This window comes from Shewanella aestuarii (genome assembly GCF_011765625.1).
GTDB classification, from domain to species: Bacteria; Pseudomonadota; Gammaproteobacteria; order Enterobacterales; family Shewanellaceae; genus Shewanella; species Shewanella aestuarii_A.
In genome coordinates this window covers 3,153,761-3,167,545 of the sequence record NZ_CP050313.1, presented here as the reverse complement: position 1 = coordinate 3,167,545, position 13,785 = coordinate 3,153,761, and the positions used below count along the sequence as shown (strand labels likewise).

Here is a 13,785-nt window from a genome sequence, read left to right as displayed (position 1 = left end):
GAGGGCAGCGAGAAAAAAGTGGCAATGTAGCTCAGCTGGTTAGAGCACAGCACTCATAATGCTGGGGTCGCAGGTTCAAGTCCCGCCATTGCTACCATCTTCTTCTTTTGAAGAGTTCAAGATGTAAAACATGAACAAGTCGTGCGGGAATGGTGAAATTGGTAGACACGCCAGATTTAGGTTCTGGTGCCGTAAGGTGTGAGAGTTCAAGTCTCTCTTCCCGTACCATTATTCGAAATGCTGGCTTATGCGGGTGTTTCAAAAAAATTTGATTGGGGTATCGCCAAGTGGTAAGGCACCGGGTTTTGATCTCGGCATTCCTAGGTTCGAATCCTAGTACCCCAGCCATATTTAAGCTGTAAAGATAGACAATTGTTAGATTAAGTTTAATAGTCTTAATACAGACTATTGGGGTATCGCCAAGTGGTAAGGCACCGGGTTTTGATCTCGGCATCCCTAGGTTCGAATCCTAGTACCCCAGCCATTTTGTTGTAAAACTATGGCAATGTAGCTCAGCTGGTTAGAGCACAGCACTCATAATGCTGGGGTCGCAGGTTCAAGTCCCGCCATTGCTACCATATTTTCTAGGTGGAAAGGCGTGAGCCAAAACAGTTAGCGAATATCAAAGTTTACTCTTATTCTAAATAGGGTATACTCATAAAAAATTTGATGCGGGAATGGTGAAATTGGTAGACACGCCAGATTTAGGTTCTGGTGCCGCAAGGTGTGAGAGTTCAAGTCTCTCTTCCCGTACCATCAAATTCTTCTAAGTTTTTCCTCTAGTTGTAAAAAAATAATTGGGGTATCGCCAAGTGGTAAGGCACCGGGTTTTGATCTCGGCATTCCTAGGTTCGAATCCTAGTACCCCAGCCATTTTTTCCTGATTCAATCTCCTCCTCATATCTATCACAGTAAATATTTTCACAAGCTAGAATGATCAGTAATTTATCCTGATTGTTATTAATAGAATACCCCCTATCATTTTTCTCTATCGATTAATTCCTCTGCATATAAATACAATTTATTTTCCCCCATTGGGCAACCCCTGTTGGCTATGATATTCTTGCGCTCGTTATCTTTTACCAATAGGAAATTCATCGTGTCTGATACGGGTATGCGTCTTAATAAATACATTAGCGAAAGTGGGATCTGCTCTAGACGTGAAGCTGACCGCTTTATTGAAATGGGTAATGTGTTTATTAATGGTAAACGTGCGCAAGTAGGCGATCAGGTTTCTTTTGGCGACAAAGTTAAAGTGAATGGCCAAGATATTGAAGCCAGAGATGCAGAAGATTTAGTATTTATTGCGCTAAATAAGCCGGTTGGTATTGTCAGCACCACTGAAGCGACTGAGCGTGATAATATTGTCGATTTTGTTAATCACTCAACCCGTATTTTTCCTATTGGTCGTTTAGATAAAGATTCTCAAGGGCTGATCTTTTTGACCAACAACGGTGATTTGGTTAATAAAATTCTTCGCGCTGGTAATAATCATGATAAAGAATACGTGGTTACGGTGAATAAACCGATTACCGAGAGTTTTATTAAAGGAATGAGCAATGGCGTTCCAATCCTTGGGGTGATCACCAAAAAATGTAAGGTTGAGCAAGTATCAACATACGTGTTTAAAATTGTTTTAGTGCAGGGATTAAATCGACAAATTCGTCGCATGTGCGAGCATTTTGGATTTGAAGTAACTAAACTTGAGCGCCAGCAAATCATGAATGTGAGTCTAAAAGGATTGCCCATAGGCGAGTGGCGTGATTTAGATAAGCAAGAATTAGATACACTGTTTGAAATGATCAAAGACTCGTCATCGGAAGATAAAAAAGCCACCCAAAAGAAGAAGCCTAAACCTAAGCCAAAACTGCCATCATTAAGGGATAAAATAGAAGGCCCTGAGCACTTTATGCAAAATCATCGTGGCGGTGCAAGTAAAGGCAAAGCTAAACCTAAACCTAAAGGGGCTGGTGGCGGTCGCGGCAAGCCGAGCGGAGCTCGCAAACCTAAACGATAATGCCAATCAAAGTGAATAAGTAGACAAAAATAGCGCAAGGGAAATGCGTGATAACAAGGCTGATTTTTTTGATAAGTAGTTATTCTACAATCAAAAAATCTAACTCAGTTAACAGGTGTTTTCGCAAGCTTGCATGATGAGTCATTTATTACGATGGTAAAAGTTGATATGTATGAAAATATCACTTCAGGATAATAAAAAAGGGGCAAGTGTTATTCACACTTGCCCCTTTTTGTTTTGATACTGAGCTAGTGATTACTTTTTCAGTGCAAGGTAATTCATCACTTCAATAATATCTTCTAGTGTACGCATTTCATTCATGTTAACTGCGTATTTATCATTAACAATGAAGGTTGGCACACTTTGGACACGATACATAACTTGTTGTTGGCGCCATAAACTCAGTTTTTTATCGGTTGCTTCGCTATCAGCAAGTTTGTCGTAGGCGTCGCCATCAAGACCAAATTTGGCAAACACCTTTTTAATATCATCACGGCTGGTGACTTGTGGTTCATGGCTATGGCCGTGGGCGCTGTGATCATGTCCATCATCCGCTTCACCTTGGATTGCATTAAACATGGCGATTTTTAGCTCATCTTTATTGTCCATTTCATGAATAACGGCTAATGAACGCATTACTTCAGTGCCAATTTCACTATTCATAAAATCAACATGCTTAGTGTCAAAGTTAATTTGCTTATCTAAACCGGCTTTAATTTCAGGAAGGTAACGTGTTTCCATATTAAAACAGTTATGGCAGTAAAATGAGAAAAACTCTGTTACTTTTGGTTCAGTTGGCACCATGTTATTAGAAATTTGGGTGTAATGTTTGCCTTCAATAAATTGCGCTGCAAAGCTACTTAATGGCGCGACGGCTAATGTAATGGCTAGGGCTAAATGTTTGAACATGATTACCTCAAAAAAAGTTTATTACTATGCATGAATACGCCATGGATTATGCCGTAATTTTTGACTGTTGGTGTTGTTATTTATGTGATCTAGCGGTGATTTATATCATTTAACTGGTGTGTCTCTTACTGGCGTAGACTTAGGCGGTTAAGCTTTTTCTCGTAAGGTTTGCCAAGCTTCACATACCTCTTTGAACCTGTCTGCATTACCATCGTCTCTGTCAGGGTGCCACTTTAAGGCGAGCTTACGCCATTGGCGACGAATGTCTTTGTCGGTGGCAGTTTCATCCAGTTCGAACACTTTTAAAGCATGCCCTTTATTCATTAAATTAACGTTAAAACCAATATATTCCTGATAACTACTCCAAAATGATTCAAGCATTTCACGCACTACGTTAACGCTAGTGTCATAGTGGTTCCAATCTAAATAATAATCACGTAGCGCAGCATCATCACGATGCAATATATCGGCATTGCTAGGCACAATCCGAAACAGTTGGATCTCCATGGCTTTTACTTGCAGCCATTGCTTAGGTAGCAACATATCTTGTAGTTGATATAACGCATTCATTAATAGAAAGTTTCGTTTGAACAAATCTTTTTCTGGCAGAGGGTCTAAGTGATGCATTAAACCTTTTGCTTGTAGCTCAGTGGCTAAATGATGGACTTTCCAACTACGATTAGATGACTTAAGCAAACTCAGTAACGGCCAAATAAGCGCATTGTCACCTTTAATGGCGATGTGTTCGGCGTTTGCTGTTTGAGATAATGCAGGAGTGGTTAAACGGTTATCTATTAACATGCGAGCGTCTTCATCCTGAATTGGCGATAAAAAATACTATGCCATAGCCAACTCGTAAGGAGAAGACGTTTTTTGATGGTGATAAGTTTGCTTGTAGCTTATTGCTGATGAATTACGGTTCAATAATATGATCTAAATGAATAAACTGAATGACAAAGTAGGCAAAGTTGATCATTTTGGTATAAAATTCGCCGCAATCAAAATAGGGGCCTCATCTGATGATCGATAAACACTTTATTAGCGCGCAACAATTACTTGAAGATTCATTCCGCTTAGCTGCGAAAGTTTATGAAAGTGGTTTTAGACCACAGTTCATTGTTGGCATTTGGCGTGGTGGTGCACCTATTGGCATTGCAGTACAAGAATATTTTGATTTTAAACAGGTAGAAACGGACCACATTGCTGTACGTACTTCATCTTACTATGGCATTGGCACCGACAAGCAAGATAAGAACATCAAGGTTCATGGATTGCATTATATTATTGAAAATGCAAATGCCAGCGATGGCTTATTGATTGTTGATGATGTGTTTGATTCGGGGCGCAGTATTGATGCGTTAATTGGTAAGTTAAAAAAATTCATGCGTTTAAATACGCCAGCAGACATTCGTATTGCCTGTCCTTATTACAAGCCGAATAATACCAAAGTACCTTTAAAGCCTGATTACTATATTCACGCATCTGAAGAGTGGCTAGTGTTCCCACATGAAGTAACAGGGTTAAACTTAGAAGAAATCGCTCAAGGCAAAGGTGATTTAAAAAACATCCAAGATTTATTTATCTAAACTGGGTATTTTTACAACATATTTGCTAGAATACAGCTTATCAGAATAGTGCGCCAACAAGCTTTGTTGGCGCACTTTTTTATCAACCTGTTTTATATAAGATGAATTGATTAATCCTATGGCTTCTGTGGAAATTTTTACTCCGACACCGACTTCAGTATCGACGACTAAGCGTCAACTTGAATTGCTTGCACCAGCAAAAAATGCTGATTATGGCATTGAAGCCATACGTCACGGAGCAGATGCGGTGTATATTGGTGGCCCAGCGTTTGGTGCCCGCCATAATGCGGGCAACAGTGTTGAAGATATTGCCCGTTTGGTTGAGTTTGCTCATCGCTATCATGCGCAAGTGTTTGTTGCGTTAAATACCATTTTAATGGATGACGAACTTGCCAAAGCCCAGCAGTTGATTTGGGATTTATATGAAGCCGGTGTGGATGCATTAATCATTCAAGATATGGGAGTGTTGCAGCTTGATTTACCTCCTATTGCCTTACATGCCAGTACGCAAATGGATAATCGCACTCCTGAAAAATCAGTTTTTTTAGAACAGGTGGGTTTCTCGCAAGTGGTTTTGGCTCGTGAGTTAAATATTCCACAAATTCGCGACATTGCTGCTAGCACAAAAATGAAACTTGAGTTTTTTATTCATGGTGCACTTTGTGTTAGTTACAGCGGGTTATGTAATTTAAGTCATGCGTATTCTAATCGCAGTGCTAATCGTGGTGAATGCTCGCAAATGTGCCGTTTGCCTTGCAATTTAACGACCAGAGATGGTGATGTATTGGCTGAAAACCAACATTTATTATCACTAAAAGACAATAACCAAACAGATAACTTAGAGGCATTAATTGATGCTGGCGTTAGCTCTTTTAAAATTGAAGGCCGCTTAAAAGACATTACTTATTTGAAAAATGTGACAGCACACTATCGTCAGCAGTTAGATTCGATTATCGCCAAGCGTGATGATCTTGAGTCTATTTCTCATGGGCGTTGTGAATTTAACTTTACTCCCGATCCCGATAAAAGCTTTAACCGCGGTAAAACTGATTACTTTGTTAACCAGCGTACTGAAGCAATTGAACACTTTAGCTCACCTAAGTTTATTGGCGAAAAAGTGGGACGCATTACTCATGTAGGTAAAGATTTTATAAAAATTGACACCAGCGAAAGTGGCAAACAAATCAGCTTTAATAATGGTGACGGGCTGTGTTTTTTTGTTGAGCATTATGAAGTTCAGCGTTTATCTGATGATAAATTAGCTGGCACTCGAGTCAATCGTGCTGATGGCAACACCTTGTATTTAACAGAAGTGCCGAAAGATTTAAAAGTAGGCGTGATGATGTTTCGTAACTTTGATCATAAGTTTGAAGCAACCCTGAATAAAGATTCTGCGAGCCGTAAAATTGCCGTTGATATGCAGTTTTGCGATACCCAAGACGGTGTCGGCTTAACAATTACTGATGCTCATGGCATATCGGCAACGGTGGCGATGGCCTGTTCAAAAGAGGCTGCCAACGATCAAGTTAAAGTGGCCGCTAATTTGAAAAAACAATTAGCAAAACTTGGCAGCACTGATTTTGTGGCCAACAAGATTAATTTGTTAACTGAACAAGTATGGTTTTTACCGGCTTCTACTGTGAATGAGTTACGCCGTGATGCAGTCAATGCATTAATACTGGCTAGGGTTAATGCTTATGTGCGCCCCGCGCGCTGGCAACATAATAAAGAGGCTCGTTTCCCACAGAAGTCGCTGAGCTTTTTAGCCAATGTTGCCAATGAAAAAGCACGTGATTTTTACGAACAACATGGGGTGATTCAAATTGAAGATACCTATGAGAAAAATAAAGTGCTTCACGATGCGCCCTTAATGGTGACCAAGCATTGTTTGCGCTTCAGTTTTAATTTGTGCCCGAAAGAAGTGGAAGGCATTAAAGCTGACCCGATGTTTTTAGATGTAGGTAAAGATAAATTGAAATTAGTGTTTGATTGCCAAAAATGCGAAATGATGATTGTTGGTTCAAATCAAATGGTAAAACAAAGTTAAGCTTGATGTGTTATATCAAGTGATAACAGAAGATAGTCTCTAAATTTTTAGGATAAATAGACAAATGAGTCAAAGTAAAAAATATGCTTTTCGAGTTTTTGAAGCGAATAATGGTTGGAAAACTGAAATTACTCGCCGTATGACCGCAACTAAAACTGTGGTTTCAAAAAGCCATGATGGTTTTGCATCAGAAGCTGAAGCGACCGCATGGGGCGAACAAGCACTACAAGATTTTTTAGGTAAGCAAGTTGAACGCAATAAGCGTAAAACTGAAAAGCATTTAAAAGCTAAAAGCTTAGCCGCTGCCATTGCTGCTGAATCTGGCGAGTTCGACGACGTTGAACAAACTGATGCTAGCGATGGCGATGATGAGGCTTTTAATTAATGTTAACAGCTGTGCATGCGTGGCAAGCTGTTAAAGATTAGTTTTTGATAAAAGGCCGTTGTGTTATATAGTTAGATTTACATCATACGGCCTAATCAAAGGTATTTGATTAGTTGACTGAAAGGACTTTATGGAATGAAACCTTCTGCGGTTAATTTATTTTGGCTTACTTTGGCTTGCTTAATTCCGTTTGCCTCACTATCAGCGAATCCTTTTCCCGCTCAAAATACCATTTTTGGTGACGAAAACACGACCATTGGTAAAGTCGAAATGCCTAAAGATGTTCAGCAACTTACCGATTTCGCATCTAAATTTGGTTTTTTACCACCGTTATCTTGGAAACTTGCATTTCACGAAATGCAGGGCGAAATGTTTATGGCAGAATTTATTCCAGCGAATGAATCCTTAAACAATTGGAGCGGGCTTGTTTGTATGCAAGGTTTCAAAGGGCTTGCAAATGATATCGAACCTCAAGTTTTTCTCGACGGTATGGCTGATACTTATAAAGAACATTGTGAAGGTCAGGTTGTATATACCGTTTTAGGCGCTTCAGAGGTGGAAGGTTTAAAGGCTGTCCATGGTATTTTAGGTTGTACAGTGATGCCTAACATTCATCACAAATCTATTTTTGTTGATAAAACTTTCTCGACAGTCCCCAAAGGTGAAATTGGGTACTTTACTGTCGTCAGCGGCGCTGAAGACTTATACCTCATTCATAAATCAATTCGTACTGCAGTTTTTAAAGAAAATAAGCCACCATTAGATGCAACTAACTATCGTGATTTTATGGCCAATAATTAACGGTCGATCTTTTTCGGATTTTACTTTTACGGCTAGTTGAAAATAACTCTTGATTAGCTGGGGGATAAAATTCTTATCTGTATATCAAGTTGTTACCATAGTCCGTATAATTGCCGCGATTCAATTGGTCATGATGACTAGTCAATCTTTTGTGGTGCTAAAGCTTATTCATTGAGTTGTAATAATAAGTGATTAGATAATCGGGAAATCAGTGCAAATCTGATACTGCCCCCGCAACGGTGAAGGTTAGGATAGTGTGCAACATAGCACTGTTCGCCGATATTATTATTTTATATATGATATTGAATACCTGAGTCCGGAGACCGGCCCTAAAGATGATTTTAAGATTTCGGTGGGCAGATCTTGAAATGTGATAAACATTGCGCACTTTTATCGGTGATATTTGCTTATTGCGACATTCCTGCCCCATTTTCCCTTTTAGGAGTTAAAGGTAAATGGGTATTAAACCAACAAAATTAGCCTTATCATTAAGCGCTATCTTCGGACTTACCAGTCTGTCTTCATTCGCTTTTGCTGCTGATTTAGACAGCAAGGCCACATCAAAACAAGCGGTAATAGATTCATCTTCTGTTGATGAAACCCTGGTTGTTATTGGGCGTAGTCCTAATAATCCATTGAACATTGCTGCTAATGTTAATGTGATTGATGCGGGCGATATTCAAATGAGCGGTGCCAGCAATTTAGGTGATTTATTGCGCGGGCAAAGTGGCATTCAAATCTCTGATAACAACACCGGCCCGGTATTTTCTATGCGAGGGTTTAGTGCTTCGCAAGCGGCCAGTAACACGTTAATTTTACTCGATGGCCGTAGACTGAATAACATTGATATTGCTGCGCCAAGTGTAAGTGCCATTTCAGTGAGTCAGATTGAACGTGTTGAAATATTGTCAGGCAGCTCTGGGGTATTGTATGGCGATCAGGCAGTGGGCGGGGTGATCAATATTATCACTAAAGCACCCACTGATATCGGTGGTGGTTTGCAATTAGCCACAGGCAGTTTCAATATGCTTGAAGCAAAAGGAGATATGTCAGGGGCGATCAATGAGGCTTGGCATTACTATTTGGCAGCCAGTTATAACGAGTCCGACAATTACCGAGATGAAAATGATAGTCAAACCAGTTCGGTTTTAGGTCGTGTTCAATATCAAGCAGACAAGCAAGATTTTTTCATTGAAACCAGCTATTACGATAACGATAGGCAAACGCCAGGTTCGTTGTCTGGCACTGAGTTAGCCGATGATCCCAGACAAGCCAATCCATGGAATATAGGAGATTATATTCATGAAATAACCAGTGCTGTTCGCAGTGGTTATTTTTATCAGTTGAATAACAACTGGAATACTGGCCTTGATGTGAGCTATAGCGATAGTGCTACTAAGAGTATCCAATGGGGCGGTTACGGACGCAACGATCGAACCTTGCTCAGCGTCTCACCTAAAGCGATTGCTAAATATGTTGTTGATAATGGAGAGCTAAATATCGTTGGCGGCATTGATTATCATCTTGGTGAGTCAGAATTTAGTTGGGGGCGAAGTAATCAACAAACTCAAACCAGTGCTTATGTTCAAGCTACCGTGCCACTGACTCAATCTTTATCGTATGTCGTCGGTGGTCGCTATGCGCAAGCCGATGATGATTTGGTTGATGGCGATGCTTATCCTAATGGAGTTGATTTAGAACAAGATGCGCATGCATTTGAATTTGGTCTGAATTATCGTCACAGCAGTGGTCATCGTGTATATGTTCGAGCAGATGAAAACTTTCGCTTCGCTAAGGTTGATGAACAAGCTTATACCTCGCCTGGGGTGATTGGCTTAAAGCCTCAAACTGGGCGATCATATGAAGCGGGTTGGGATTTTATTAACGCTATTCATCAACTTACTGTGAATGTTTATCGGTTAGATTTAGAAGATGAAATCATTTGGGATCCAAGTGCACAAAAGCCTGATGGTGGTCAGTTTGATGGTGCTAACGTTAATGCTGAAGCATCGCGTCGTTATGGCGTCAGTACGCAATATGATATGCAAGTATCATCAGATTTAGTCTTTGGGATTAGTTATGACTATATCGATGCCGAGTTTACCAACGGTGTGAATCAAGGTAAGGCACTGTCTTGGGTGGCTAAGCATAATGGCCGTGGCTATGTGAGTTATGATATCAATGACCATTGGCAGGTATTTGCCGAGGGCGCTTATACTGGTGAGCGCTTTATTGAAGGCGACAATGCTAACCTTGACCCTAAACTTGACAGTTATGTGCTAACGAATATAGCCATCAATTACACTCGTAATCATTGGTCTGCGAGTTTGCGAGCTGATAATTTGTTAGATGAAGACTATGTTAGCGCAGGTTATTATTCAATTTGGGGAAGTGGTTATTACCCTGGAGAAGGGCGTAACCTTCGTTTAAGTACCAGCTATCGCTTCTAAATTGATAAATTAGTTATACTATTTAAAGCCAACAAGTTTTTTGTTGGCTTTTTTATGCTAAGGTTTTTCAAAATGAAAACATGTACAACGACACAGTGTTATAGGTAATAAGGTTTATGACAAATCTTGAGCAACAAGTGTTAACACACGTTAGAGCAATTATCGCTAATGAAGAACAAGTTATTGGTCGCCGTGGTATTCTGGCACCATTGAAAAAAGCATTACTTAATGAAGCTGATATTCGTGTTATTAACGATACCGTGTCGGAGGATCCGGCATTAGCTGCGCATTTATTAATGCGTAGCAATACAGCCCAAACAGCAGGCGTGGTATCAACAAAAAACCGGAGTATTAAAGATGCCCTTATTCGCTTAGGGCAAGTGAACATATACCGTTATGCCTTTTCGTTTTATTTGAAAGAGCGCTTAGATTCATTAGAAGAACCCTATAAAAAGCTAGTTAAAGGGTATTGGCAGTTAAATGAAGTAATTGCCGTTGATACCATTTCGCTACTACGAGAAGAAAACGAAAAAGGCTCTGGACTGAAAATTGATGCAGATGAAATGCAGACGCTAGCCTTATTTAGTGTCTTTGGCCAAGTCATTACCTTAACCGCATTTGCTTATTTAAATAGTGAATTAGAAAGACCGATATCGCTAAAGGTGATCAAGTCATTAATTGATAATCATCAGCAAACATTATCGATTGAGGCATTTGAATCACTGGGGCTAGACGATGATTTACGCAGTGAATTTATGATAGCTCATAATTTAAGCCAAACAAGTAACCCTGACTCAGCAGGGTTGTTGTTACGCAGGGTGCTTTCTAAGCGAGGATTGTTAATTAACCCGCTGTAATTGCAAACCTTCTTGTGCCACTAATTCTAACCATTTTTGGATAAGGTTTGCGTTAGTGGCATCGCGTCTGTAGGCTCCAAATACAGGCTTTTTAAGCCCTTCAGCCCCCAATTTAACTGCGCTTACACCTAATCCTTGAAGCTCTTTGAGTGACCAAGCCGGAAGGGCTGCAACGCCATCGTTACAGGCAACTCGTTGCACTAATACTGAGCTTAACTCACATTGTTTTTGCTCGCCGGGTTTGATGCCTGCTGGCTCTAGAAAGTACTTATAGATATCTAGACTATTAAGAGGTGCTGCAAAGCTTAATAGTGGGGTATCAGCCAATTGTGCAGGCGTAACATATACTTGGCTGGCCAAAGGATTGTCATTGGCAACCACAAGCTTAATTTCAACATCAAATAAATGTTGATAAGCAAGCGTATGGCCAGGGACGGGCGCAGAGGTGAGTACAATATCTAAACTGCCGCTTTCGAGGGCATTAAGCGACTCTGTTAAGTGTTTATTTGCAATCTCTACAGAGGTATTTGGGACTTGATGTTGAAATGCTTCGATTGCTGGTGCTAACCATTTCATACCGCTGCGGCATTCAATCCCTAGCTTGAGCTGCTGTTCTGTGCCTTCTAAACCGCGTTTTAAATCAAACTCTGTCGCTATAACCTTAGGCAAAATTTCTTCAGCTAAGTTTAATAAGCGAGCCCCTTCATGGGTAAAGGCTAATGGCTTGCTTTTACGTACAAAAATGGCTGAATTAATGCGGGTTTCGAGTTCTTTAATTTGATGAGAAAGTGCCGATTGAGTTACAAAGCGTTTTTTAGCTGCACCCGCTAAGCTGCCACTTTCTTTTAATGCTACTAAAGTGCGAAGATGTCTAAGCTCTATCATTACTTACCCCACATGAAACTTACTCAACTAGCCGATAAACAGCTTTCAATTACTTGACAGCAGATTAACACAGTAAACTTCTAGACGTCCAGACGCCTGTGTAATTTTTTTACAAAAAAGTAACCTTATTTTAGCAATTCATGATGACAATGGTGCTAAAGCTACAGTTTTTGCTGCTTTAGTCATCAATTGAAGGAGCCGAGGGTTTAGTTGTTAGCCTAGGTTAATGTCTCAATTGATGGTTTTTTGCCTATACTCAATGATATTCACGGTTACTAGAGGGCATAAAGATGAGTCATACATACAAGGTTATTGAATTAGTGGGGTCTTCTCCCATAGGCACTGATGAGGCGATTAAAAATGCGATTGCACAGGCCAATAAATCGCTTAAACATTTAAGATGGTTTCAAGTGGTTGAAACGCGAGGTCACTTAGAAGAAGGTTTAGTTGCCCATTGGCAGGTAACGGTGAAGGTTGGGTTTACCTTAGAAGATTAATCCTATTTTAGGGGGAGGTTGCCCTCCTCTTTGAGTTAGGCATCTCTAGGTAAGCCTTTTTGTACACTGCGGATCACGCGCTGGATTTTACGCTTTTGTGATGCTTCTTCAGCACTAATTGGACTGGTTAGCTTTTGTTGTTGCTGGGTTAAGGCCCATTCAATATGCTCGATAATTAATTCATCCACTTCTGCAGATGTTAGTTTTTGAGTTAAAGCTTCAATAATGTGCGGATCGGCAGGGGCATTGCCTAATGCAACAGCAATGTTGCGTAACCAACGTTTATGTCCAAGGCGACGAATAGCGCTACCTTCGGTTTTAGTTAAAAACTCTTGTTCAGACCAGGCGAATAAATCTAATAATTTAGGTTGAACTAATGGCGATCGAGTATGAAAATCGTGCTCATTTGTGAGTGGCGCTCTGGCATTCACTGGGCAGACTAATTGGCAATCATCACAACCGTAAATACGATTGCCAATCAGTGGTCTAAATTCTTCAGGAATGGCGCTTTGTAACTCAATGGTTAAATATGAAATACAGCGTTTTCCATCAACCACATAAGGGGCAACAATCGCATTGGTTGGGCAAGATTTGATACAGGCAACACAGGTATTGCACCCTTCTACTATCGGGATGTCTGTGGGTAATGGTAAGTTAATGAGTAGTTCACCTAGAAAAAACCAACTACCAGCATCAGGGTGTAGAATTAACGAATGTTTGCCAGTCCAGCCAAGCCCCGCTTTAGCTGCTAGAGGCCTCTCTAAAATGGGAGCGGAATCAACAAAAGGACGAAAATCTGTTTGGCTGAAATTAAGTGTTTGGCAATGCTCTGCAATTTTGTCGCCTAGCTTTTTAAGTCGTTGACGCATTAATTTATGGTAATCACGTCCACCAGCATAACGAGATATATAACCCAGATTAGGATCACTAAGGTTAGTCGCAAACCCAGCTTCAGGAGGTAAGTAATCCATTCGTGCACTAATGACACGGATAGAGCCAGGATGCAGTTCGGCTGGCCTTGCACGCATCATACCGTGATTGGCCATATAGCCCATGTCACCATGAAAGCCGTTATCAAGCCAAGTTTGTAATTTAGGCTCGTGCTCCGTTAAGTCAAGGTCTGTAATGCCAATATGCGCAAACCCCAACTCTTTACCCCATTTTTTTATCTGTTGGGCAAGTTGGCTAAGTTGAGTACTTGTTAGTTGCGGCTGGTGTGTATTCATTATGGTGACAGTAAGTTAACCTTAGACCGTGCTATTATAACGGCTTTATGAATACGATAGGGGAGAAATTACTCATAAAGCAAGTCATCAGTCCGTTAGGTCAAGCCCGCTTAGACGGGTGACTT

Annotated in this window: 12 protein-coding genes, 7 tRNA genes and 1 riboswitch; of the genes, 15 read left to right on the top strand and 4 right to left on the bottom strand. The window is 40.5% G+C overall.

Translation table 11 applies throughout. The annotated features are described in order from the left end of the window. The first annotated feature begins 20 nt into the window (after positions 1-20). The 8 genes from HBH39_RS13945 to rluF all read left to right on the top strand — a co-directional run bounded on the left by HBH39_RS13945 (position 21) and on the right by rluF (position 2,017). Positions 21-97: transfer RNA gene (locus tag HBH39_RS13945), tRNA-Met, on the top strand. A 46-nt stretch (positions 98-143) separates the two neighbouring features. Beyond that, a tRNA-Leu gene (locus tag HBH39_RS13940) sits at positions 144-228 on the top strand. Positions 229-273: 45 nt separating this feature from the next. Continuing rightward, a tRNA-Gln gene (locus tag HBH39_RS13935) sits at positions 274-348 on the top strand. A gap of 61 nt (positions 349-409) precedes the next feature. Continuing rightward, positions 410-484: transfer RNA gene (locus tag HBH39_RS13930), tRNA-Gln, on the top strand. A 17-nt stretch (positions 485-501) separates the two neighbouring features. Further along, positions 502-578, top strand: a tRNA-Met gene (locus HBH39_RS13925). Between the two features lie 93 nt (positions 579-671). After that, positions 672-756, top strand: a tRNA-Leu gene (locus HBH39_RS13920). A gap of 42 nt (positions 757-798) precedes the next feature. Then, positions 799-873: transfer RNA gene (locus HBH39_RS13915), tRNA-Gln, on the top strand. A gap of 226 nt (positions 874-1,099) precedes the next feature. Further along, entirely contained in the window at positions 1,100-2,017 is a 918-nt protein-coding gene (gene rluF, locus HBH39_RS13910; protein ID WP_244325655.1) for a 23S rRNA pseudouridine(2604) synthase RluF, read from the top strand. A gap of 255 nt (positions 2,018-2,272) precedes the next feature. On the opposite strand, the gene HBH39_RS13905 is transcribed toward rluF, so the two are convergent. Both HBH39_RS13905 and HBH39_RS13900 read right to left on the bottom strand, forming a co-directional pair. After that, the gene (locus tag HBH39_RS13905; protein ID WP_167679252.1) at positions 2,273-2,926 is read right to left on the bottom strand and encodes a thiol:disulfide interchange protein DsbA/DsbL; all 654 of its coding nucleotides are present in this window, start codon (positions 2,924-2,926) and stop codon (positions 2,273-2,275) included. A 147-nt stretch (positions 2,927-3,073) separates the two neighbouring features. Then, entirely contained in the window at positions 3,074-3,727 is a 654-nt protein-coding gene (locus HBH39_RS13900; protein ID WP_167679250.1) for a DNA-J related domain-containing protein, read from the bottom strand. A gap of 218 nt (positions 3,728-3,945) precedes the next feature. Between HBH39_RS13900 and HBH39_RS13895 the strand changes: the two genes are divergently transcribed. From HBH39_RS13895 to HBH39_RS13870, 6 genes are all read left to right on the top strand, one after another. Then, positions 3,946-4,512 (top strand): phosphoribosyltransferase, encoded by a 567-nt coding sequence (locus HBH39_RS13895; RefSeq protein ID WP_167679248.1) that lies wholly within the window; start codon positions 3,946-3,948, stop codon positions 4,510-4,512. Positions 4,513-4,630: 118 nt separating this feature from the next. Beyond that, a complete protein-coding gene (locus tag HBH39_RS13890) occupies positions 4,631-6,559 on the top strand; it encodes a peptidase U32 family protein (protein WP_167679246.1) in 1,929 nt (642 codons plus the stop codon). Between the two features lie 64 nt (positions 6,560-6,623). Further along, entirely contained in the window at positions 6,624-6,944 is a 321-nt protein-coding gene (locus HBH39_RS13885) for a DUF3622 domain-containing protein (RefSeq protein WP_167679244.1), read from the top strand. A 135-nt stretch (positions 6,945-7,079) separates the two neighbouring features. Then, positions 7,080-7,745, top strand: coding sequence for a hypothetical protein (locus HBH39_RS13880; protein WP_167679242.1), 666 nt, complete (start codon positions 7,080-7,082; stop codon positions 7,743-7,745). 156 nt (positions 7,746-7,901) lie between these two features. Continuing rightward, positions 7,902-8,091: riboswitch (cobalamin riboswitch) on the top strand. A gap of 109 nt (positions 8,092-8,200) precedes the next feature. Then, complete coding sequence (locus tag HBH39_RS13875) at positions 8,201-10,195, top strand: TonB-dependent receptor family protein (RefSeq protein ID WP_167679240.1); 1,995 nt, start codon at positions 8,201-8,203, stop codon at positions 10,193-10,195. A 116-nt stretch (positions 10,196-10,311) separates the two neighbouring features. Further along, entirely contained in the window at positions 10,312-11,052 is a 741-nt protein-coding gene (locus tag HBH39_RS13870) for an HDOD domain-containing protein (RefSeq protein ID WP_167679238.1), read from the top strand. Here HBH39_RS13870 and HBH39_RS13865 read toward each other — a convergent pair. Further along, positions 11,035-11,937 carry a LysR substrate-binding domain-containing protein gene (locus tag HBH39_RS13865; protein WP_167679237.1) on the bottom strand — a complete coding sequence of 301 codons (903 nt, stop codon included), beginning with the start codon at positions 11,935-11,937 and terminating at the stop codon, positions 11,035-11,037. The genes HBH39_RS13870 and HBH39_RS13865 overlap by 18 nt on opposite strands. A gap of 290 nt (positions 11,938-12,227) precedes the next feature. On the opposite strand from HBH39_RS13865, the gene HBH39_RS13860 reads away from it, so the two are divergent. Then, positions 12,228-12,434, top strand: a complete 207-nt coding sequence (locus HBH39_RS13860) for a dodecin (RefSeq protein WP_167679235.1) — start codon at positions 12,228-12,230, stop codon at positions 12,432-12,434. A 35-nt stretch (positions 12,435-12,469) separates the two neighbouring features. Here the strand turns inward: HBH39_RS13860 and queG are convergent, their stop codons facing one another. Next, positions 12,470-13,660 carry a tRNA epoxyqueuosine(34) reductase QueG gene (gene queG / locus HBH39_RS13855; protein ID WP_167679233.1) on the bottom strand — a complete coding sequence of 397 codons (1,191 nt, stop codon included), beginning with the start codon at positions 13,658-13,660 and terminating at the stop codon, positions 12,470-12,472. Positions 13,661-13,785 lie beyond the last annotated feature (125 nt).

Excerpts from the sequence above, each read along its gene's own strand:
- HBH39_RS13905 (WP_167679252.1), bottom strand. The coding sequence starts at position 2,926 with ATGTTCAAACATTTAGCCCTAGCCATTACATTAGCCGTCGCGCCATTA.
- HBH39_RS13900 (WP_167679250.1), bottom strand. The coding sequence starts at position 3,727 with ATGTTAATAGATAACCGTTTAACCACTCCTGCATTATCTCAAACAGCA.
- HBH39_RS13880 (WP_167679242.1), top strand. The coding sequence starts at position 7,080 with ATGAAACCTTCTGCGGTTAATTTATTTTGGCTTACTTTGGCTTGCTTA.
- HBH39_RS13865 (WP_167679237.1), bottom strand. The coding sequence starts at position 11,937 with ATGATAGAGCTTAGACATCTTCGCACTTTAGTAGCATTAAAAGAAAGT.
- HBH39_RS13860 (WP_167679235.1), top strand. The coding sequence starts at position 12,228 with ATGAGTCATACATACAAGGTTATTGAATTAGTGGGGTCTTCTCCCATA.
- HBH39_RS13890 (WP_167679246.1), top strand. The coding sequence starts at position 4,631 with ATGGCTTCTGTGGAAATTTTTACTCCGACACCGACTTCAGTATCGACG.
- HBH39_RS13885 (WP_167679244.1), top strand. The coding sequence starts at position 6,624 with ATGAGTCAAAGTAAAAAATATGCTTTTCGAGTTTTTGAAGCGAATAAT.
- HBH39_RS13895 (WP_167679248.1), top strand. The coding sequence starts at position 3,946 with ATGATCGATAAACACTTTATTAGCGCGCAACAATTACTTGAAGATTCA.
- queG (WP_167679233.1), bottom strand. The coding sequence starts at position 13,660 with ATGAATACACACCAGCCGCAACTAACAAGTACTCAACTTAGCCAACTT.
- HBH39_RS13870 (WP_167679238.1), top strand. The coding sequence starts at position 10,312 with ATGACAAATCTTGAGCAACAAGTGTTAACACACGTTAGAGCAATTATC.
- HBH39_RS13875 (WP_167679240.1), top strand. The coding sequence starts at position 8,201 with ATGGGTATTAAACCAACAAAATTAGCCTTATCATTAAGCGCTATCTTC.